This is a genomic window from Psychrobacter sp. CX16, from assembly GCF_057396245.1.
This window is the reverse complement of the sequence record NZ_JBXYJF010000024.1, coordinates 20,347-42,936: the sequence shown is the minus strand read 5'-3', so window position 1 is coordinate 42,936 and position 22,590 is coordinate 20,347. Positions and strand designations below refer to the sequence as shown.

At 43.1% G+C, this 22,590-nt stretch carries 18 protein-coding genes; 4 read left to right on the top strand and 14 right to left on the bottom strand.

The window, feature by feature from the left end:
- Positions 1 to 92: 92 nt before the first annotated feature.
- The 8 genes from pyrE to AC2SLM_RS09530 all read right to left on the bottom strand — a co-directional run bounded on the left by pyrE (position 93) and on the right by AC2SLM_RS09530 (position 9,340).
- Positions 93 to 755, bottom strand: coding sequence for an orotate phosphoribosyltransferase (gene pyrE / locus AC2SLM_RS09565; protein ID WP_486553499.1), 663 nt, complete (start codon positions 753 to 755; stop codon positions 93 to 95).
- 166 nt (positions 756 to 921) lie between these two features.
- The gene (locus tag AC2SLM_RS09560) at positions 922 to 2,301 is read right to left on the bottom strand and encodes a hypothetical protein (RefSeq protein WP_486553497.1); all 1,380 of its coding nucleotides are present in this window, start codon (positions 2,299 to 2,301) and stop codon (positions 922 to 924) included.
- A 189-nt stretch (positions 2,302 to 2,490) separates the two neighbouring features.
- Positions 2,491 to 3,363 carry an SDR family oxidoreductase gene (locus AC2SLM_RS09555; protein WP_486553496.1) on the bottom strand — a complete coding sequence of 291 codons (873 nt, stop codon included), beginning with the start codon at positions 3,361 to 3,363 and terminating at the stop codon, positions 2,491 to 2,493.
- A gap of 16 nt (positions 3,364 to 3,379) precedes the next feature.
- On the bottom strand, positions 3,380 to 4,123 hold the full coding sequence (locus AC2SLM_RS09550) for a hypothetical protein (RefSeq protein WP_486553495.1): 744 nt from the start codon (positions 4,121 to 4,123) through the stop codon (positions 3,380 to 3,382).
- Positions 4,101 to 5,369 (bottom strand): WG repeat-containing protein, encoded by a 1,269-nt coding sequence (locus AC2SLM_RS09545; protein WP_486553505.1) that lies wholly within the window; start codon positions 5,367 to 5,369, stop codon positions 4,101 to 4,103. The genes AC2SLM_RS09550 and AC2SLM_RS09545 overlap by 23 nt, the downstream gene beginning before the upstream one ends.
- Positions 5,370 to 5,432: 63 nt before the next feature.
- Positions 5,433 to 5,825: a hypothetical protein gene (locus tag AC2SLM_RS09540; protein WP_486553493.1), complete on the bottom strand. Its 393-nt coding sequence runs from the start codon at positions 5,823 to 5,825 to the stop codon at positions 5,433 to 5,435.
- An 87-nt stretch (positions 5,826 to 5,912) separates the two neighbouring features.
- Positions 5,913 to 7,289: an esterase/lipase family protein gene (locus tag AC2SLM_RS09535; RefSeq protein ID WP_486553491.1), complete on the bottom strand. Its 1,377-nt coding sequence runs from the start codon at positions 7,287 to 7,289 to the stop codon at positions 5,913 to 5,915.
- Positions 7,290 to 7,369: 80 nt separating this feature from the next.
- Complete coding sequence (locus AC2SLM_RS09530; protein WP_486553489.1) at positions 7,370 to 9,340, bottom strand: Lnb N-terminal periplasmic domain-containing protein; 1,971 nt, start codon at positions 9,338 to 9,340, stop codon at positions 7,370 to 7,372.
- Between the two features lie 282 nt (positions 9,341 to 9,622).
- Between AC2SLM_RS09530 and ampD the strand changes: the two genes are divergently transcribed.
- Both ampD and murJ read left to right on the top strand, forming a co-directional pair.
- Positions 9,623 to 10,237 carry a 1,6-anhydro-N-acetylmuramyl-L-alanine amidase AmpD gene (gene ampD / locus AC2SLM_RS09525; protein ID WP_486553488.1) on the top strand — a complete coding sequence of 205 codons (615 nt, stop codon included), beginning with the start codon at positions 9,623 to 9,625 and terminating at the stop codon, positions 10,235 to 10,237.
- 176 nt (positions 10,238 to 10,413) lie between these two features.
- Entirely contained in the window at positions 10,414 to 11,964 is a 1,551-nt protein-coding gene (murJ, locus tag AC2SLM_RS09520; RefSeq protein ID WP_486542369.1) for a murein biosynthesis integral membrane protein MurJ, read from the top strand.
- Positions 11,965 to 12,129: 165 nt separating this feature from the next.
- Here murJ and AC2SLM_RS09515 read toward each other — a convergent pair whose 3' ends face one another.
- Positions 12,130 to 12,408, bottom strand: coding sequence for a type B 50S ribosomal protein L31 (locus tag AC2SLM_RS09515; protein WP_486542367.1), 279 nt, complete (start codon positions 12,406 to 12,408; stop codon positions 12,130 to 12,132).
- Between the two features lie 332 nt (positions 12,409 to 12,740).
- Entirely contained in the window at positions 12,741 to 13,862 is a 1,122-nt protein-coding gene (locus tag AC2SLM_RS09510; RefSeq protein WP_486553486.1) for an EcsC family protein, read from the bottom strand.
- Between the two features lie 278 nt (positions 13,863 to 14,140).
- On the opposite strand from AC2SLM_RS09510, the gene AC2SLM_RS09505 reads away from it, so the two are divergent.
- A complete protein-coding gene (locus AC2SLM_RS09505) occupies positions 14,141 to 15,796 on the top strand; it encodes an anthranilate synthase component I family protein (protein WP_486553485.1) in 1,656 nt (551 codons plus the stop codon).
- 83 nt (positions 15,797 to 15,879) lie between these two features.
- On the opposite strand, the gene hisC is transcribed toward AC2SLM_RS09505, so the two are convergent.
- Positions 15,880 to 16,989 carry a histidinol-phosphate transaminase gene (gene hisC, locus AC2SLM_RS09500; protein ID WP_486553483.1) on the bottom strand — a complete coding sequence of 370 codons (1,110 nt, stop codon included), beginning with the start codon at positions 16,987 to 16,989 and terminating at the stop codon, positions 15,880 to 15,882.
- A gap of 291 nt (positions 16,990 to 17,280) precedes the next feature.
- Entirely contained in the window at positions 17,281 to 18,579 is a 1,299-nt protein-coding gene (gene hisD / locus AC2SLM_RS09495; protein WP_486553482.1) for a histidinol dehydrogenase, read from the bottom strand.
- A gap of 348 nt (positions 18,580 to 18,927) precedes the next feature.
- Between hisD and AC2SLM_RS09490 the strand changes: the two genes are divergently transcribed.
- Entirely contained in the window at positions 18,928 to 20,406 is a 1,479-nt protein-coding gene (locus tag AC2SLM_RS09490) for an esterase-like activity of phytase family protein (protein WP_486553480.1), read from the top strand.
- Between the two features lie 137 nt (positions 20,407 to 20,543).
- Here AC2SLM_RS09490 and hisG read toward each other — a convergent pair whose 3' ends face one another.
- Positions 20,544 to 21,212, bottom strand: coding sequence for an ATP phosphoribosyltransferase (hisG, locus tag AC2SLM_RS09485; protein WP_486542355.1), 669 nt, complete (start codon positions 21,210 to 21,212; stop codon positions 20,544 to 20,546).
- A gap of 58 nt (positions 21,213 to 21,270) precedes the next feature.
- Positions 21,271 to 22,560, bottom strand: coding sequence for a UDP-N-acetylglucosamine 1-carboxyvinyltransferase (murA, locus tag AC2SLM_RS09480; RefSeq protein WP_486553479.1), 1,290 nt, complete (start codon positions 22,558 to 22,560; stop codon positions 21,271 to 21,273).
- Between the last annotated feature and the right edge of the window lie 30 nt (positions 22,561 to 22,590).

Below are 22,590 nucleotides of genomic sequence, written 5' to 3'. Positions count from 1 at the left end.
TGACTACCCTATTATTGAGAATCGTCCCAGCGATTGGCATTGTTATAATATTGACGCTGATGGTGATTTTAACTCTACAATAGTGTTAATGCTTAGATACCGTATTGCTCACGGTAATGGCGCATTTTTGCTAATTGGGTGCTGTCGCCATTTTTGGCAACATAATCAATAATATCATCAATAGTGACCAAAGCTTGTACAGGAACGTTTAACGTTTCAGCAAGCTCTTGAATAGCAGATTGCTCATTTTGACCACGCTCTTTACGATCTAATGCCACGATAATACCGGCCACAGTGGCGCCTGCTTTATCTAAAATCTCCACCACTTCACGCATAGCCGTGCCTGCGGTAATTACATCGTCTAACACCCAAACCGCCTTACCTTTGATATCGGCGCCAACTAGATTACCGCCCTCGCCATGATCTTTGGCCTCTTTACGGTTATAGCCCCATTTGGCATTAATACCATGATTGTTCCAAAGCGCTTGTGCCGTCGCTGCCACAAAAGGAATACCTTTATATGCAGCACCAAAGATAACCAGCTCATCACTGCCCGTGTCTTTTACTTGTTCTGCTAAGACATCAGCATAACCATTGGCCAATAATGATAAGGTTTCACCTGTTGCCAATAAGCCGGCATTAAAAAAATAAGGGCTAATGCGACCTGATTTCAGCACATATTCGCCAAATTTTAATACGTTGTTTGATAAAGCAAGGTCGATAAATGCGTTAGAGCTAAAAGGTTGCACGGACATGAGCATTCCTATAAAAGTAAATAAAATTCAAGATTAAAAGCTTACAGTATATTTAAAGAGGGCTATCTTAGTCATTCAGACCAATAGGTGCAAACTATTTTTATCGCTATCGCACCCATAAATAAACCCATGCACTTAATCACTAATAATCAGCTGTTTATTGTGATTACGACCAGCCGTTAATATAGTAATCACTGATATTTGGATAACGGGTCAACAAAGCAGTACGTGATGAGATATTAAGGTAAATAGGCTGACCTAAATTGGCACTCGGCTTACCTTTAACATTGGTATGTGACGCATGGTCGTGATGCGCAGCATGGGTAATTTTTAGTCCCAGATAATGCGCTGCTACTACCACATGACCCACAAACAAACGTATTTGACGGTATTGCTGTTCATATTGCGGATGAATATTACACTGACTGAGTACGTAGCTGCGCATGTGCTGACAGATTTGCTGCGCGGTGATGCTGCGATTAACCGATTGACGTGTCTGACATTGCTTTAAAATATGCACCGCCACGCTACAGGCTAAGATATCGGTGCTTAGGCTGTCTACGCCATTATCAAAACGCTCTGGATATAAGATAAGCTCCCAATTTGGCGCAAATATATCATTAATCATCTCTGGCATGGTCGCTGATAACTGTGAGATACCCGCTAAGGTAGGCTTAGTCTCTGTATCAGCACTTACCTTGAAGCCATAACGTGTGAGCGATGGATATTGCTGACAGACACGGTAAATATCTGACATATCCAGTAGCGTCATTTCTGTCAAAGGAGACAGCAGCTCTAGTGGCTCTTTAACAGTCGTAGCTTTAGTAGCAATAGCACTAGATGCCGTTGTTGTATTTACCATCTCATGCGCGGCAACTGGTTCAAAAAATGCGGCAGGCAGATTAATCAATCCGCCCAATTGCAATAACTCCAAATGTGAAGCTAGCGCTGGTGAGGCAATAAGCGCCCACCTTGATGCATTATCGTATTGCCCTTGTTGAGACAAATCAGGCTCGGTAAGTTGATTGGCATCATGAATGACTTTGGTTAACGCTTTATTGTCAGCAATCATTTCGTGCAAAAGCTTTTTGATAGGCTGCTGATAACGCGGTGAAGGCGCTGGAATATCGCTAAGCGGTCTATCAGGATCTAAAGCAGAATCTTTGGTTTTGGGGTTAAAGTCTGGATGCGCAATTCGTGGATGTGCCACATCAAACTGCCCGCTAATCTGTGACACGCGGTCTGGTTGCGGCTTGGCTGTTTTATAAGTCGTCGCTTCTTTATTTAAAGCCCGAGAAGTGCGGCTATTAGGATTAACGGCACTGTCTACCGTCGTCCCTAATAATGGCTCATTTAGCTTTTTTGTCACATCTTTGATAGGAAGAGAATCTGTTTGCTCTGCTTTATTGAGGTTTGAGTCCGGTTTATTAGACTTTGTTTGATTGGCGTCTTGTTGACTTGGTTGCTGCTCAGAATTAGCGTCAAGCTTTTTGTCTGTTGATGAGCTTTGTTGCGCATCGTCTTGCGAATTTCCCATTGATGACATACGCCCTCCTACAAGCTTAACCTAAAAATGGTTTTGAGCGGTTTAGTCTATCAAAACCACTTCAATTAGCAACTTAAGATATACAGATTTTGTGTTTATTAGTTTTAATCAAAGTAATTCTATGTGAATTCATTCGATTGGCTATTTTAATGTGCATGCATGATTTATAGCGTTATCTCCACCCTGCCTTTAGCTTATCTTCAATTCTGCCAATATATAACGATATCCACTTTGCCAATCTGGATATCTTAGCCAGTCACGTGGAATATTACTGTGCAAACGTTTACCGCTCATGACATCGCTGCTCTGTTGACCCTCCTTCAATACAGTAGGCTGTGAGCTACCTAACTTATCAGCCAGCCAACAGGTCAATTCAAAAGAGGTAACAGGCGCATAATCTGTTGCCAAATATACAGGTTTTAGTTGTGCATTATCGACCATTAATACTTGCACGATAATATTGACAAGGTCTGTGTCCATAATGCGATTGCTCCATGCATATTTTGGCATCGGCTCTTTATTGCTCTCGCTCGCTTTACGGATACGCATTAAACGCCGCTTACCGTAAATACCGCTAGGACGGATAACCACCGCCTTTTTGCCGTAAGCGAATTGTAGTGCTTGCTCAGCTTGCAGAATATAGCGAGAAGCTTCTCGCTTTGGTGTCTTTGGAATAACTGTCTCATCTATCCATTCGCCATTATCCTGACCGTATACTCCAGTGGATGAAATAAATACCACGCGCTCAAGCTCTGGCAGACTGTCCGCTAACGTCGCAATATGTTCGGCAATACCTAAATAAGTTTGCTGATAATCGATTGCCTGATAGTTATCAGGGGCGACAATAATAGCGATATGAGTAAACTGACTAAGCTGCTCGGCTGTTAGTTCACGAGAATCTGCTTGTATGTATTTAGCCGTATCCGCCAGTTCATATTGATGACGCTCACCGCGTGCTAGCCCTGTGACTTTGACACCTTTGTTGGCTAAGACATTCGTCACTGCCAGACCGATATCGCCTTGACCGATGATAAGTAAGTTGCGCTTGAGAGGTGCGTTCATATTAATCTCGTTATTATTATTTCGATAATAGGGTCTGTTGACAAGGATTGGATATGGTGAAAAGGATTATTCTATTTTCAGAAAAGCTGTCGAATGCTTCGACATCACCTGTTTTATTAAACATCAAGTCATACTTAGGCAGTACAGCAGACTCACTGTCGCCACGTGTCTGTACTAAATCAATGCGGTTTTCTGAGAAAAAGGGAGCGGCAACCCACATTTTCTTATCATAGTCGTACTCTACAGCACATTGTGTCTCTGTATCAAAGTCAGAGAAAAGCTCAAAGTATTGTTCGTGGCCATTTCGACCCACAAGTATAAAATTACCACACTGCGTTCCACAGCTTAATGAGAATAGATAAATATCATCGTTTAACTTTTTAATTCGGGAATGTGACCACCCATATCCGTCGTATTCATCCATAAATTGTGACTCGACAACCGTACCATCACTTAGTGTTTCAACTTTTAATATATAGCCTGCCTCACAATCCATCATATCCAAATCCATATGAACAGGTTTTGTGCAAATCTTAGTTAAATAAAAAGGCAGCGAGTCTGATGTATCTACTTTTGATTTATCAATGTCAGCTTGAGTGGCTAACTGGTTGGGCGTATTGCTATGTGCCTGAAGTAGGCTAATATTAGAGACAGCGACAGCAGAACCAATAAAAAATAAGCGCCAAAACCCTCGAATACTAAGTACATTATCCATCAAGACTTTCGGTAATAATCTTTTAGCGGACATCCGATGAGGCATTTTTAGCATCCTGTAGTCTGTTATATATCATAGGCTTTATAACGTTATTATTAATCCCTAATACACCATATTTACCAGAATCCTCAACGATAAACACGCCGTTATAATCAATGATGTCGTCATAAAAAAACGGAATCAGAACCGTATCGCCATGAAATACGCCATACTTTTTATCGCTACTGGCAATATACGCTTTGGGAGTAACCGCTTCATAATAGTCATGACTTATTGGGTTACCGACAGAATGTATATTATGATTGCCACCACTTATAAGATAGGTCTCCTTTGGAAACGGATAACTTGTATCTAAGACAGCCTCTGCCTCGAACTCTAAGCTCTCTTCATTCCATGTCAGATTTTCTTCAGCTCGCTTGATATCGTCAACATCGACACTCAATGCCGGTTGTAACGTATCAAAATAACGCTTTACCCATAAGGCTGTATCTGACTGATCGACATATACCACACCCAATTTTCCCTCACGCTCAGCCATAAACACCTGATTAGGTTTGACTATAATTCTATTGTAATTAGCATCTAATACTATCCTAGCCCAATTATTAATGATGCCAACCTTGCCATTTTTTGAAAACTGATACAAGTCGCCACGTAAATCTTTTATAGGCTCATCTGAGGTAAGTAGCACTTCTCCTTTCAGCGTTATTAGATTTTCCCTAATCGTATCTTTTTCCTGAGGTCGCCAATAGACAGAGTCCACTTCACCTTGATTGGCTTCAATATGGTTTAGAATAAAAGGCGTAAAGGTTTGAAAGTTGAAATAAATAATCGACTGCATAGGCGCTAGGGGAACACTCCATTGGCCATTAGGCTGAATCAATCCTAGTTTATTATCGATACGTACTTTTAGCGCATTAGTCTTATCAATATCAAAAACAGATTCACATATGTCGTTCATGACACTCATTTCATCATAAATAAGGGGGATAACCATTTCCCCTTGCTGATTAATCACGCCAGACTTATCGCTGTTATCAACTTGAAAATAACCTTGCTGACTTTCAGTATCATAATGAATGGCGGTAATGTGAACCGCTGGATTTTTCTTATCAGCACCAAGATTTATGCCCGTATCCAATTTGGCAGGGTAAATAACGTGTCCGTCATGCGTCATCAAAGTATCGCTTTGTTGCCCTTGGTGTTCTGTGGTTAAAATCGCCAGTTCATCGTCCACCAAATCAATACTTTGATATTTAAAGTCATAAATGAGCTTGCCGGTCGGATCGATTAGTCCATAGTTGGCATCGCCTCTATTGCTGCCTTTGCTATCAACACCTTTTCTATCGTCGTCTTACGGCCTATCACCCTTTGCTTGCTTTGCAATAATGTAGCCGTTGGTATAGACCTCAATATCATATAATCTTTGATATAGCGGCGTTTCTTGAGCATCTTTAACGATGAAGAAATCGCCCTTTTTTTCTAAATAAATATCTTTTAAAGTCTCATTCATATCAAACACAGTATCAGCTGGTACTATAAACTTGTTTTTATTATCACTATAATTTACGCCAAACTCTCGATAATAACAGCTATTGATTTCGGCATAGGTCATGGTGGCAAAACCCATTAATACAGCAGAGACAATCAATGATTTAATAGCCACAAAAACGCTATTTAATTGACAGTTGTTATCATTTTTGATGCTATTGCTTTCGTTGACGTTTCCGCTAATAGTGAAAGTCATAATGAGGGTAAACACCTGATTGTTAGATATAAATTTGAAGTTTTAGCTTGAATACAGCTGTTTTGTTTACAATCAAAAAGCGCTTAGTTACTCTTCCAGCAACCACTCAACAGCCTGACTGATAACACGTTCATTGGTTAATAACGCTAAATGACTTACCTCATAAAACACCGCTTTATGCGCATCTGGTATATCTAGAGTGTGCTCGTTAGTATGCTCTCCCAAAGCAGATGGAATATTAACCAGACCATCGCCCAATAACTGACTCATGTCTGACTCATCCTCCGCCTGACTTAAGCTACCTGCTAAAAAATAACTGCTAATATGCTCAGGCAATGCTGTGAAGTGACGCGCCTCATCAGGCAATACGCTGCGTGTCTGTAGCGACTGCCAGTCCTCATCTCGAATACTACCATGACGCAAATCGATAATCCCCGCACTGCGTATATCACCAAGTTTGGCTAATGCACCCGCAAAAGGCAGTTTGGCGATACTTTGTTGCACAAAATCACCGATACGCTCTAGCACCGCCCCATGATGCGGCGTACCTAAAGTAATTAGCTTATCTACCTTCTTTACCCAGTTGTATTGAGCTTGAGTACCATAATAAAGCGCACTACGTGAGACCAGCCCGCCCATACTATGCCCAACTAAATCAATTTGTGTGATATCAGGATATTGGGTAGTTAATCCATGTAAGAGCTCAGCAAACTGATGACCATTGGTAGAGATACGCTGTCCGGTATTGTAGTTTAAGTACAACAGGGTCACATCCGGCAACTCTTTTAAAATCCTATGTCCTAGCGATTGCTCGCTATCCGGTTGCCAGTTTAGATAGCCCATGCATAAACCATGTAGCAGGATAATGACTCTACCACAGAGCGGCTTGTGGCCTTGGTTAGATGAGGCGTTATCAGTAGGATTTGTTTTGACGTCAGGCGTTAGAGAGAGATAAATAGGCTGAATTTGATGCTGATTATTTAGGCCATACAGCGTCATAGGCAAAGCAATAGGGTTGTTGTGACTAACCAGATGATCGCCCATGACCCCATTGATGACATTTACCACCATGTTCAGCGTCTTAGGTAGCGGCTGAGACGGTGCATGGCGTGCGAGCCGATTATATTGAGTGATACCCATTGCAAGACTATGTCCCACAAGCGAGGTTACCCCTTTGACCACCCCATAAACACGTCCGCTAATGCCTTTATTCCAAAATCTACCGTATCTATGGTTAAGTAGCCCTAAGGGGCGCAGCACTATCTCACGATGTATCGCTTCAACGATGCCCGTGGTTTCAATCACACCGATGACCGCTAGCTGACTAACCCCAGCTAAAAAGTCACTCATCGAGAGCTGACTATTAGCAGTATTAGTATGTGTTTTAATAGTAGCGACCGATACTTCATTGATATTGGCATCAACATGCTCACTTGGTTTCTGAGCGTCTATATCAGAGTCCATGATTTCTTAACATCCTTATTGTGTGGTTAGCCATGAAAGACCCGTCTAACCTTAATACTACCCTGATTTAAAAGTGGCTGCTAAAAATATTTTACGTAGGCCAATTGCACATCATCACGACCGTCAACACGATTTTGCAACTCATAACTACCTTTTAGTCTGATGGCTTGGTTTTGCCCCAAATCATATTGCGCGCCTAGACTGAGTATTGGCTGCCAGTAATGGCCTTTGCCTTGGTCTGAATCCATATCACCGTGGAACCAATAAGGCGCTTCAATCTCGCCCACTAGACGAGCGTTACGAGAGAACTGATAGCGGCAACCGACATTGACGCCAGCTCCAACACGGTAGCCTTTAACAAGTCCTTTACCGATCTGCGCTGCACCTGTACCAAAGGCATAACACAGATGCGGTGGCAATTCACCGGAGCCGGCGGTTGGTGTACCAAAAGCTGCCGAGATACCTTTTTCATAAGTGACGCTACCGACAAGATGGCTGCTGTCATTATTATAGCGGCTCATGCCCGCGTTCGATCCATCCTTTACCTGTTTGGCTTGAACATTTACGCCCCAACTTGATAATAATGAATCGCCTTTTTTGGCGGTATTGATGGGGTTAAATGCACGTCCTCGAAATACAGTTAATTGTTGCAGTTCTACGTTTTTATGATCGCCTTTATTCTTGTCATCATCACCGTAAGCTCGCAGTTCAACCGAACCAGCTTCTAGATGGAAGTTCTGCGGATAGCCACTAGGACTGTCCAAAAATCCATTAAAACCACCACGATACGCCAAACTTAGATAGCCGGTATCGTCTTGCCTACCAGCGCCCACCATCACTCGCTGCAAAGAATGGGCGTTAAGCGGGTTGTTGTCTGCAGCTGTTAAATGCGTTGGCACAAACTTGTGGTCTGGACTGATACTACTATCTGGTAAATTTATCAGCTGAGGGTCATTGAGCTTAGCCTGAGCTAAGGTTTTATCTGCCGGTATATAGTTTTGCTGATTAATCAGCCCCTCTTTTTGCAATAAACGGATGACATCAGAGGGCACCACGGCTACTTTGAATTCATCCAATAAATGACCCTCAGGGCGCACGATATCTATATAGCGCAGAATCTCGGAGGCACAGTTATCCATGGTAAAGTAATAAGGCAGCTCTAAATCTTTGCTCTCATAGACATGACGCATGATTTGCTGTACCTCTTCAGTGCTTAAATCAAGCGCATAGGTCCATACATCGCGGCTGTCTCTTTGCAGATAATCGGCCAACTTGACAGGATATGGCTCGATAGTAATGTCATTTGGATAACCGCCTGTTGCAGATTTTAGAGCATATATCGGCGCTGAGTCGTCAGGATTACCTGCGACTGAGTCATTCAAAGCATGCGCCTTATCAATCGCTTTTGGGTTCGCCAAACTTGCAGTTGAATCAATGAGCATCAGCGTATGACCAAAGGCTGAAACCGCTCGGTTGGGGTATTCTTCAGCAAAGACTACTGACAAACGCTGCGGATCAATCTTTTGTAACCAAGCATCAAAATCTGGACAATTAGGCTGAATCTCCTCCATCCCCAGCTGTGTCTTTAACCAATGTGTACGCGCAGGAAAACGACAAGCAACGCTGTCATCGCCATCAATACCTTGAGTGACTGTTGCTTTGATAAAGGCATCTAGCTCTGCTTGCGGATCGGTTCTGCCTTTTTCGCTGACAAAAAAATCTTTATTATCTACGCTGCTACGATAGTGTTTGTGGTCATCACTGCCACTGTTTTCATAAAAATGTAGGCGTAGCCAAGTAGGATGCTGCGCTAAATTCTTTTGCCGCGCCCTTTCGATTAAGCTATTCACTTGTGCATCTTGCTCGGTATTGCTAACTGCAGTAGAAGAAGACTGCGCTGACCGCTCTGGAAATACTTGAGAGTTGGTCTGTGCTGCATGCGTGGAGAGCGCCACACTGCTGATAGCAGCTACTAATGCAATTTGACCCATGCTTTTTTTGAAGCGCTTATGAGCTGTACTTTGATTTGAGATAGAATGAGAGGCAAACATAGTCAACCTTATTTATAATTGAGTGACGATTAATGTATAGATAGTCAAATACTGATGTATATTAATATCACTTCAATTGCTAAGTCGCTTTGATGATTAAGTTATCTTCATTGCTAAATACATTGAATGACTAAAACAGATAGTCGCTTTTTAGCCTGCTGTGATACGGCTACTATTTTCTTATGTTTATGAGACTAGAGAGCTTAAGCTTACGATGATACCATGTTGGCTATTTAAAGCCATGCTCCCCGCTCACCTTGATACTTTTGATGTGATACCTTTATGAAAAAACCTATTTTCTCTTCAAAATCAGCATCACTCACCTCTTTCACGATTACAGATGGCCGCTTGATGCAAGCCGATTGGTTACCCTCGCCCAACTTCAATCAGCGTCCTGTAGATAGTGAGATTAACGCAATTGTCATTCATAACATTAGTCTACCGCCCAATGAATTTGAGCAAACCGATGCCAATGGGCTGCACTATGTTAAAGCGCTATTTACCAACACTCTAGACTGGAATGAGCACCCTTATTTTAAGAGTATTGAGGGTATGGAAGTATCAGCACACCTCTTTATTGAGCGCAGTGGACAAGCAACTCAGCTAGTCAACTTTGAAGACAGAGCGTGGCATGCCGGCCGTTCAAGCTATCTAGGCAAACCAGAGTGCAACGACTATAGTATTGGTATCGAGCTTGAAGGCTCAGATTTCCAGGGCTTTACTAACAAACAATACAATACACTAGCCGCCGCCGTTGCCGCTTTGCATAAAGCATATCCCAAAACACGCCGTCATCTGACTGGTCATAGCGATATTGCGCCGGGCCGTAAAACCGACCCAGGTGAGTACTTTGATTGGGCTAAATTACGTCAAAAAGTTCATGACTTATTGGGCTAACTATTATTGACGATACTCAAAGCAAATACTGTGTTTGGTAGCGTGTGTGAAAACACACTGCCTTCTCAAACTCTGCTTCATAATATTTTCATCTGAGGTCGTCAAGAACGCATTGAGATAATGCTATAATCTGCACAATTTTTGAACCCATTAAAAACCATAGGCGTTAACATTACATGGCAAAAAGCAAACTGTTTCGCTCGACGATGATTGTCAGCTCCATGACAATGCTCTCTCGAATCCTAGGCCTAGTACGTGATATTGTGCTGATGGGTGTGTTTGGTGCAGGCGGACTAATGGACGCCTTTTTGGTAGCGTTTAAGATTCCCAACTTTTTGCGCCGCTTATTTGCAGAAGGTGCCTTCAGCCAAGCCTTTGTTCCCGTATTATCTGAATATAAAGAGCGCTTTACGCTACAAGAGGTGCAGATTTTAATCAGTCGCACCTCAGGCGCTCTACTGTCTATCTTATCGGTGCTCACCGTCGTGGTTATGATTGCATCGCCTTGGGTCATTACCTTATTTGCCCCAGGCTTTGCTGATGAGCCAGAGAAATTTAATACGGCCGCTGACTTGCTGCGTCTGACCTTCCCGTATCTATTATTTATCTCGATGACCGCATTTGCCGGTAGTATTTTGCAAAGCTATGGCCGCTTTGCCGCGCCTGCCATTGCACCAGTGCTGCTTAACTTATGTATGATTGCCGGTGCACTAATTTTTGCGCCGATGTTTGATAAGCCAATTATGGCGCTTGGTTATGCCGTTGCTATCGCCGGTCTATTGCAGTTCTTTATTCAGCTACCACAGCTTTATCAACAAAAGCTATTAGTCGGGCCAAAGATTGACTTTCAGCATGAAGGTGTGCGCCGTATCTTAAAGTTGATGCTACCGGCCATCTTTGGTGTGTCCGTTACTCAAATTAACTTACTGCTCAATACCATTCTTGCATCACTGATGATGACCGGCTCTGTATCTTGGCTTTATGCTGCAGAGCGATTGACTGAGCTGCCATTAGGTCTCATTGGTGTCGCGATTGGTACGGTTATTCTACCTAGCCTGTCTGCCAGTGAAGCCAAAAAAGACGATGTCACTTTTCGTAAGACACTCGACTGGGCGGCACGCCTGATTATCGTGGTCGGTATCCCTGCAGCCTGTGCGCTATTTGTGCTAGCAGATGTACTCATGCAGACTCTGTTTATGCGCGGCGAATTTGCATTAAATGATGCCAATATGAGCGGCTTTGCACTGCGTAGTATGGCAGGCGGCATTTTAGGCTTTATGCTTATTAAGATTTTTGCTCCGGCCTTCTTTGCCCGTCAAGATACCAAAACACCGGTCCAAATCGGTATTGTGACCGTCATTGCCAACATGGTCTTTAGCTTACTATTTGTGGGTATTTTCTATTACTTCAAGTTGCCACTACACGGCGGTCTAGCACTTGCTACCACAGCTGCATCCTTTGTGAACGCAGGTCTGTTGTACTATCTGCTACATAAGCGTAATTTGTTCAAATTCGGCCCGCAGTGGAAAAAGCTGATGGCGCAATTTGTGTTCGCCAGTGCGGTGATGGTTGCTACGCTTTATACGGTGTTACCTTACTTTCCAACTCATTCATCGCAGCTTCATCGAGTCATAGCACTGCTATTAATATGTGCATTAGGCGCTGTCGTTTATGGCGTTTGTCTATTGCTATCTGGCTTCCGTCCACGTCAGTTAAAACATGGTTAGTTAAATATATTACCCGCAAAAAATACCAGCTATTAGAGCTGGTATTTTTTTGGCCTAAATATTTGTTTATTCTGAGCCATCTATTTTGATAATGAATTGGTACAAAAAAAACCACCGCAAGCGGTGGTTTTTTATGCTGAAGACTAACAACAGAATAATTTAAAATTACTCAGCGTCAGTAGTCTTAGCCTTGCTACGGCCACCAAACGCGCCAAAGCGTTTGTTGAAGCTTGCAACACGACCTTCGTTAGAGGTTTTACGTTGCTCGCCAGTGTAGAAAGGATGTGAAGCGCTAGAAATATCTAGTGGATAGTAAGGATATTCTTTGCCTTCATATTCGCGAGTGGCTTTGGTTTTAGCAGTTGAACGAATTAAGAAGAAAGCGTCCGCGTTAGTGTCGTGGAACAATACTTCTTGGTATTCTGGGTGGATATCTTTACGCATAATTAATTCTCTCTATGTCCGATATACAGCGTTGCTGTACGTAACTGAGGCACTAGCGCAATGAGTGGTTAGCCACCGTGTCACTGGCTTATTCCAGCACAAGATACCAACCATTTGCAATTCTAGCCTTCCTCAGCGGGAAGTTAAGGCGGTGATTCTACCGATTTATCGTCGTTGTTGCAAGTCTTAATCACATAACACAACCTATCATCACCGCCTCTATTATAAATAAAAATGACTTTCCAAGCATCTTGAAAAGTCATTTTATCAATTAGACGATTGTGTTTAATAAGCCCAACTCTAAAGAGCCAAACTTAAAATAACCTCAAAATCTATTTGTCAGACGCTTTATCATCTTTATTGCTGTCATCTTGGCTGTCTTTTTTAGACTCGTCTGATTTAGTGTCTTCAGACTTGTCTTCCTCGCTCGTCTCAGACTTATCCTTTTCATTATCATCCGCTTTTTTGTCTGCGTCTGATTTGTCTTCGATACCCTCTTTGGCAGGGATAGGCTCAGGACCAAAGGTTGCTTTTGCTACACCGATTACTTGGTCAATTAAATGACTGTTGTAATGCGCGGCAACGGCTACTGACGTTAGCGGTAAGAATTTTAATAACCAGCTTAAATCAATACCGTCTAAATCAAAATTAAACTGCTTAGCGATATTGTCGACTTGCTCAGCGTAGAACTGTACGCTGCTACCGCCAACGCCCATATTCTTAAGCTCATCACGTAGGCCAGAATTATTGGCACTACCTAATAAACCTTTGGCCATACCCAGACCTGCTAGAATCGTTTGCTTCTCTTGCATCTTGCTTAGATCAGCATGAGATAGCACAGCATACGCCATTTTCACGCCCTGCTTACCAGTTAACGGCTTGTCGTACACGGTCGCTAACTGATAAACGGTACGTAGCGATACCAGCAATAACCATAGCGTATCAGCGAACATACCTGGCAAGCCTGCTAAACCTGACACACCGCCGCCAATGGTAGCAAGCGCACGGTTTTGGTTAGCGATATCACGGGCTAGTGCATTGCGCTCTTGATCGCTTAAACCTTGAATGCCCTCAAAACGCTGCTCGCTTGGTAAATCAATTTGACTCCACGTTGCCGCTAATTTACCTACTTGAGTAAAAGCACTGTCTGTCGCTTTGTTAAACACACTATTTGGCACCACTTTTTTGGCGTATTTACCATAAGTGGCAAAGCGCTTACCGATTAGCTGCTGCGATGCTTTTAGGGTTTGTTGGCTAAATAAATTGTCTACTGATTTGGTTTCGTAGTTTGATAAATCTACTGCTTTAAATTGACTAGCTTTACCGGACTTGGCACTTAAACCATCTAAAAATGAGCCTAAACGCTCTAAATTATTACGCGCCAAATGACCGGCTGCATCTAATCCTTTAGCAATACCCTGAGCGTTATTTGATTTTTTTGATTTGTTACTCATACTATAATTCTCCTAAATTTAATGTCAGTTAAATAAATATCGTTTAAATAAAAATAAGTCACACAAGATTTAATGTCGCAGCAGAGTTATAACATCCTACTAAACAAACTATCCTGTCCAAAATAAGCGAGTAATATTGGTTATTAAGTCAATTTTATGTAACTTGGGCACAAGTATCAGTTTAAACAGTGTTATCAGCCTTTGGTGCAATGTAAAATATTGCGTTAATTATAGGTTATTTAGCAGCCGCTTCATCTTTTTTAAGCTATTGAGTGTTTATGACTTTTCATATCTTCTCGTTTAACCACCTGCCTGCGCACAAGCTTGTTCCGTATTTGGTTAGGCTTGGGTCTTTATATCAAACACAAAACGAGCATAATTCGTTATCTCAAACTAAAGCGAATACCGTTTTGCCTTGGCATATTTGCTGGTTGAACAATGACAGCCTGCCCGTGATTGGGTTATTACCTAAAGTCGCTTGGACAGTGAGTCCTACTGAGCCTGTTGATGAGGATAATGGCGTTAGTGACTCTGTTTATATTGAAATACTCAAGACCGCGCGTCAAGCTTTGCCAGATAAATCAGATAACTCAAATAACCCAGATAACTGCTCTAACTTAACTTGCACTTACGATAATCAGACATATAAGTGCAGCTATGCCGAGTGGATTAGCAAGCTTATTGATTATTCAAATGCGCAGCAACCACAAAACAGTGTGACAAATACCAATAGCTATCAAAACGGGCTAATGGGATTTATTGGCTATGATTTAAGTGCCAAAGCGCTTAGCCCGACTAACGCTATTGCCGTAGCTAATCAGCACAGTGCATTCATGGGTCATTACGATATCTATCTCACCTATGAAGCAAATCAAGGCTGGCTATTACATACTCAGCAAGACACCAGTGACAACGCCATCAATACTGTTAAAGCATTTCTGCAGTTTGTAGAACAGCAGTTATCTAATCCTGATAGCACTAGGCAAGATAATCAAAAGAAGTTATTACCACCTCCTCCACCATTAGTTCTAGAAGCCAATTGGCATATTGACGACTATACGGCTGCCTTCGAAAAAACCCAGTACTTTTTATACCAAGGCGACAGCTATCAGATTAACCTCACCCAAAAGTGGCAAGGACAACTGCCTAGCGCTTTCAACAATACAGTGAATTTGGTTGATTACTTACCGTCATTACATCAGCAAACACAGGCACCTTTTGCCGGTTATTTAGGTATTAACACCAAATCCAAAGAGTTCAAAATAGACGATATCAACAGCTCGTCTTTAGCCTTTGAGCTACTCAGCTGCTCACCTGAACTATTTGTGGTATTTACCAGTAACGATCAAGGCGAACAGCAAATATTAACAAAACCCATTAAAGGTACCATGCCACGCGGCACCACTCCTGAAAAAGATGAAGCGCTTAAGCAGCAATTAATCAATAGCGACAAAGACCGTGCTGAAAATGTAATGATTGTTGATTTACTGCGCAATGATTTAGGCCGATATGCCAAGACAGGCAGCGTACAGGTGCCGCATTTATTCGCCATTGAAAGCTTTAGCAATGTGCATCATATGGTCAGCTCCATCACTGCCACCATTAAAGACAATATCCACCCGTTGACCGTGCTTTTTGATAGCTTGCCTGCCGGCTCCATTACGGGCACGCCCAAAAAACGCGCCGTCGAGATTATTAGCGAGCTTGAATCAGGCCCTCGCGGTGCTTACTGTGGCACATTGGGTTATATGAATTTTGATGGCTACGGTCAATGGAATGTCTTGATTCGATCATTACAAGCTAATAGACAAGGTCATGTCGAATTGTGGGCAGGCGGCGGTATTACTGTTAGTTCAGAATACGCAGCAGAATACCAAGAGTGCAAAGACAAAGTGGGCAATTTACTGTCTATACTAAGTCATCCAAACCCATAAAAAAAGACAGCCGACTGAGGACTGTCCTTTTTTATAACTCATTATTAGCAAGCGTTTTTTCGCTTAAACTTAATGACACCCAATTAAAAAGCCAGTAGTTTTAATGCATCAACAAGACGCTGATTCTGCTCTGCTGTACCAACTGTAATACGCAGATAGTCATTTACTCTTGGCTGACTAAAGTGACGCACGATGATGCCTTCATCACGTAAGCTTTGAGCAATTTCTGCAGCGTCACCACTTTTAGGGCGAGCCAGCACGAAGTTGGCCTGTGACGGCACTACCTCAAAGTCCAGCTCGGTTAACGAAGCAGTTAGCGCATCACGCAGCTTAATTACCTTGTCACAAGTCTCTTTAAAGTATGCGGCATCCTGCACACTGGCAAGCGCACCTGCTTGCGCTAAACGATCGAGCGGGTAGCTATTAAAGCTATTCTTCATACGTGTTAGTGCTTCAATCAATGATGAATCACCAAAAGCCATACCAACACGCAGGCCTGCAAGCGAGCGCGATTTTGAGAACGTTTGAGTGACTAAAACGTTCTCAAACTCATTAATTAAGCTAATCGCCGATACCTCGCCCTCATCGCTACGCGCAAAGTCAATATAAGCTTCATCAATGACCACAACCGCATTAGGATGCTCGGTTGCCAGTTTACGAATGGATTCTAATGACAATAGCAGCCCCGTTGGCGCATTTGGGTTAGCAATCAAAATACCTGAGCAAGGCTGACGATAATCATCAGGCTCAATCGAGAAATCATCACGTAGGGCAATCTTCACTAAATCAACATCGAATGTCTCAGCGTAAACTGGATAGAAGCTATAGCTGATATCTGGCGCTAATAACGGACGCTCTTTGGTAAAGAAACAAGCAAATACCAACGCCAATACTTCATCTGAGCCATTACCAACAAAAACTTGATCGATATCAAGATGGTGATTATCCGCCAGTGCTTGTCTTAACTTATCAGACTCAGGCTCTGGATACAGACGTAGCTCATCAGCCTGATTGACCAAAGCCCGACTGATTGCTTCAGCAACCTTAGGCGATGGCGCAAATGGATTCTCATTGGTATTTAACTTACATAAATTGTCATGCACTGGCTGTTCGCCCGGTACATAAGGCATTAAATTACGGGCCTTATTCGACCATAATCGAGTATCTGGTTTTTGTTCCATAGTTTTTATCATCTTTTCATCAGTGTCTGAGTATTGCTGCGGGTGGTAGAGGTAGCGATAAGCTTACTTCTCTCTTAACCCCGCTCGAACTGTCCTTTATATGCGCTAATTTGACCTGCCTTATCATTATCAATTATTTGGCAAGCTGTTTATCAGGTTGCCCAGCTTATCCCTTATATTAGCATGACGTCCATGAGCAACCTGCTATATTACATAAGAATTATGAATAATATATAAATTAAACGACAGCTGATGTCGTAGTAATTTGAAACGGCCAACAGTGCAGTGGGTTAATATCTTATGCTAACCTTCGCTGCGATAACGGGCTGAGCGCGCGTGTGCTTCTAGATTTTCTTGCATCGCCAAAGTATCGGCGACTTTTGCTAACGGTTTTGCGCCCTCTGATGAGCAATATATTAAAGAGGATTTCTTCTGGAAATCATATACCCCTAAAGGCGAAGAGAAGCGCGCAGTGCCAGATGTTGGCAGTACATGGTTTGGACCCGCACAATAATCGCCAATGGCCTCTGGCGTGTGACGGCCCATAAAGATAGCACCAGCATGACGAATATCATCAATCAGCGCATCTGGATTATCGACGGACAGCTCTAAATGCTCAGGTGCAATACGGTTAATCACCTCAAGCCCCTCATTTCGGTCCTTGACCAATATCAGTGCACCACGATTCTCAAGCGCTTCACGAGCGATATCTGCTTTTGGTAATTGCTCAAGCGCAGTCTCAATGGCTTTGGCCACCTCATCTAATTGCTCACGGCTGGTCGTTACAAAAATGGCCTGAGCGACCGTATCATGCTCCGCTTGCGATAATAAATCCATTGCCAACCAATCTGCGTTATCCGCCGCCTCACCTTCAGCATAAACCAACACTTCAGAGGGGCCAGCAATCATATCAATACCGACCTGACCGAACACTGCACGCTTAGCAGCAGCAACGTATTTGTTACCTGGCCCAGTGACCTTATCTACTTGAGGAATAGTATCTGTGCCATACGCCAGAGCAGCCACAGCTTGCGCACCACCGATGGTAAATACCTTATCCACACCTGACAAATACGCCGCAGCTAGCACTAACGAATTCAGCTCGCCTTTCGGTGCAGGTACTACCATAATCACTTCTTGCACGCCGGCCACTTTGGCAGGAATAGCATTCATCAATACAGAAGATGGATAAGAGGCCAAGCCGCCCGGCACATAGATACCAACACGATCGAGCGGCGTTACTTTTTGACCCAAACGATTGCCTAGCTCATCGGTATATTCCCACGTTTCTTGTACTTGGCGCTGATGGAAGCTTTTTACCCGCTTCGCTGCGGTATCTAGCGCCTCTTTAATAGGTGTATCGAGTGCTTCATATGCCTCTTTTAACTCTGCTGACGTTAGCATCAAATCTTGCATACTGGTCGCCGGATGTGAGTCAAACTTCTGGGTCAACTCGAGTACTGCTTTATCCCCTGTTTGGCGTACCTGATGAATAATATCATCCACTGTGTGTAGCAATGCACTGTCATTGACGGTTTCAAAAGCCAATAAGTCATTTAACTGAGTATCAAAGCTGGTATCACTACTGTTCAGAATACGCATAAACCATCCTCTAAATATTTATCATAATAAAAATCAGTTTAGCACAAGATTATTATAGTCGCCTAAATGCATCGGTCATTAAAAACACTACTCGGTCTAATTCTCATCCATTTAAAAATAGCGGCTCAACGCTTACCTAGCTAACACAAGCCGATTAAAACAAAGGCATCCATATTAATCTCCTACCTTCATGATACTGAAACACACTTCTAGTATGGTTTAGTGATTAAAATAATGCACCTTGTCTATCCTGTTATCTGCAGCATGATAAGGTCTATTTTACGTCTTCAAATTTCATGCCTGCTAATTATTAATACTACTTACTAGAATCCACTTTGGAATGATGACATGACTTTAGCACCAAAATTCTCTAAAAAACGATTATCGACCTGCTTAATGAGCTTTACCTTATTTAGCGTAACCGGTTGCCAAAGTATCGATTATGATAATAACAACAATCATTCCAACACGGCTGCAAACAATCAGCTTAATACAATTATCGCCAACTTCAAGCAAGGGACTAGCCTACCCTTTACCGTATTAGATGACAGCGTGGACAATGGCTTAAAATCTGGCCAAAAAATGCTAATTCGTAACGGCGGTTATGGCTCTGATGCCGCCGCTCATCCAACAAACACAAGACAATTCTATGCTCTCACCGATCGTGGGCCGAATGCCAAATTTAACGGATCTATCGGTAACGGTAAGAAGTTCCCAACCCCTGACTACACGCCGCGCATTGGCCTGTTTGAGTTACAAAATGATGGTAGCATTGCTAAGGTAAAAGAGATTCTGCTGAAAGACACTCAAGGCTATAACATCTCAGGACTGCCCAATTCAGCGAATTTAGGTGGCACCGGTGAGACCGCCTATGACAAATACGGTAAGCCAATTTTGGTTAACCCTAACAAACCTTATGACAAAACCACCAACCCGATTAAAACGGATAACTTCGGTCTAGATGGTGAAGGCTTGGTCGCATTAAAAGACGGCAGCTTTTGGGTAAGTGACGAATATGGTCCGCATATGGTTCATTTTGATAAAACCGGTCGTGAAATCAATCGTATTAATGCCTTTACTAGCGATAATCGAAACAACCTAGTGATTAATGGTAAAGCCATTACCCTACCTGCTGAGTTTGCCAATCGTCGCCCCAATCGTGGTATGGAGGGGTTAGCAATTACCCCAGATGAGACAACGCTGGTTGGTATCATGCAATCGACACTGGATAATCCAACCAAGGCCGTGCGTAAACAGAATATAACCCGTATCGTTACCGTCAATCTTGTAACCGGTGAGATTGCACAATACTTATATCAACAAGAAAAAACGCAAAACTCAAACTCTGGTATTGTGGCGCTAGATAACAGTCACTTTTTGGTGATTGAACGTGATGGCGGATTTGAGTGTAAAAAGCCGGGCGCACAAAAGCATATCTATAAAATATCGCTAGACAATGCCACCAATATCGAAGCGATAGCGCCAACCGCAGATATGGACCAAGATGACAAGCTTGGGCTAACCATTAATGGTAAAACGCTTGAGCAAGTGGTGACAGATAGCAAAGGTAGCTGGAACACGTTAACGACTCACGGTATCAAACCAGTGAGTAAAGCGTTGGTGTTAGATGCGGTTAAACAGTTCCACTATCCACATGACAAATTGGAAGGCATGTGGCTAATGGGTGATGGCCGCTTAGGACTGATTAACGATGATGATTTTGCGACTTGGTCAACCGATGGCGTTCTTGAGCAGAAGTATATAGACAATGCGATGACAGATGAAGATAGCAACCGTTTGTATATCGCTACAGGACTGGATTATTAATAGTGTCAGCGATACTTTGAACAATTCTAACGTCAGTATTCTGTGACCTTTATTGCCACTTAATCTGCCAAAAACAAAAAAAACTGCTCATTTGAGCAGTTTTTTGTGATGTTAATTTAGCAAGCTATATCCGCATCTTAACCAACGCTTTTTTTGAAGCTCTCTAAAATAGGCTCAAGCAGGCTAAATTTACGCTTATAACTGACTTGGTTCACAATCAGGCGTGATGACACATCACAAATATGCTCGCGTGGCTCAAGACCATTAGCACGCAGTGTATTACCGGTATCCACCACATCCACAATCAAGTCGCCAAGACCAACCAAAGGCGCTAACTCCATTGAGCCATATAGTTTAATCAAGTCCACTTGCTGACCTTGACTGGCAAAATAAGCACGAGCCACGTTGACGTATTTGGTTGCAATACGTAGACGACGGTTTGGCAGCTCTGCGCCTTTGATACCAGCGGTCATCAGCTTACACTGAGCAATTTTCAAATCCAGCAGCTCATACACGTGTTTCGCACCATACTCTAATAAAACATCTTTACCGGCCACACCGAAGTCCGCCGCGCCGTGCTCTACATAAGTTGGCACGTCACTAGCACGCAAGATAAGCACGCGTACATCTTCATGCGATGTTGGGAAAATCAGTTTACGCGATTTATCTGGATCTTCTAATAGCTCAATACCGGCATCTTTTAGTAGCGGTAAGGTTTCTTTTAGAATACGGCCTTTTGATAGCGCCAGGGTTAGCCCTTTATAATTGCTGTCTGCTTGATTAAGTAGTTCATTTTGTTCAGTCATAGTGTGCCGTGTCTTAATATTGAGAGTGATTTAAATATAAGTGCGATTGGCTCAGCAATTAGTCATCACTGTCTTGACCATCTGTCACTGGGTTAATGCGTTCAATATTAACGCCAAGACCGCGCAGCTTCTCTTCTACATTTTCATAGCCGCGATCAATGTGATAAATACGATCAATCACACTTTCGCCTTCGGCTGCGGCGGCTGCCATCACAAGTGACATAGAGGCGCGCAAATCAGTCGCCATCACAGGTGCTGAATTAAAGGATTCAACACCTCGGACCACGGCTGTGTGCCCATCAACTTTAATATTAGCGCCCAAACGTTGCAATTCAGGCACATGCATATAGCGATTTTCAAAAATATTTTCGCTAATTGTGCTGGTACCATCGGCTAGACAGCAAACAGCCATCAGCTGTGCTTGCATATCGGTTGGGAAACCAGGATGCGGCTGCGTACGGATATCAACAGGCTTAGGACGACCCGTCATTTGCGCACGAATCCAGTCATCGCCCGTGGTGATGATTGCGCCCATCTCCTCAAATTTCTGTAATACAGGAAGCAGTAATTGAGAGTCCGTATTGCGTGTGGTCACGTCGCCTTCGGTCATTAGTGCACCAGCAAGGTATGAGCCTGTCTCGATACGATCCGGTACCACAGCGTATTCACAGCCTTTCAAGCTGTCAACGCCTTCGATAGTCATGGTTGAGGTACCAATACCGTTGATTTTGGCACCCATCGCGACCAACATATTCGCTAAGTCAACAACTTCTGGCTCACGCGCGCAGTTTTCTAATACCGTCGTGCCTTTGGCTAGCGTCGCTGCGATAATGACATTTTCTGTCCCGCCAACGGTCACCATATCAAAGCTGTATTCGCAGCCGATTAAGCGACCGCCTTCTGGTGCTTTGGCAATCACATAGCCATTTTCTACATTGATTTCTGCACCCATTGCTCTAAATGCCTTTAGATGCTGATCCACAGGGCGTGATCCAATCGCGCAGCCGCCTGGTAAGGACACTTCTGCTTCACCAAAGCGTGCTAATAATGGGCCAAGCACTAAAATAGAGGCGCGCATGGTTTTTACCAAATCATATGGCGCAAAGTAGTTCTCAATGGTACTGGTATCACAAGTAACGGTATCGCCTTTTTTCTCAATAGTAATACCCATGCCAGCAATCAGCTTAATCAGGGTACGCACGTCTTGCAAGGAAGGGACATTTGTCAATGTTGTGGGCGTTTCTGCCAAAATCATGGCCGCTAATAGAGGAAGCGCCGCGTTTTTTGCGCCTGAAATAGTAACTTCGCCTGCAATGCGGCTACGGCCGGTAATTAAAAACTGATCCATTGAATACTGTCCTAAACTGGAATGACGATA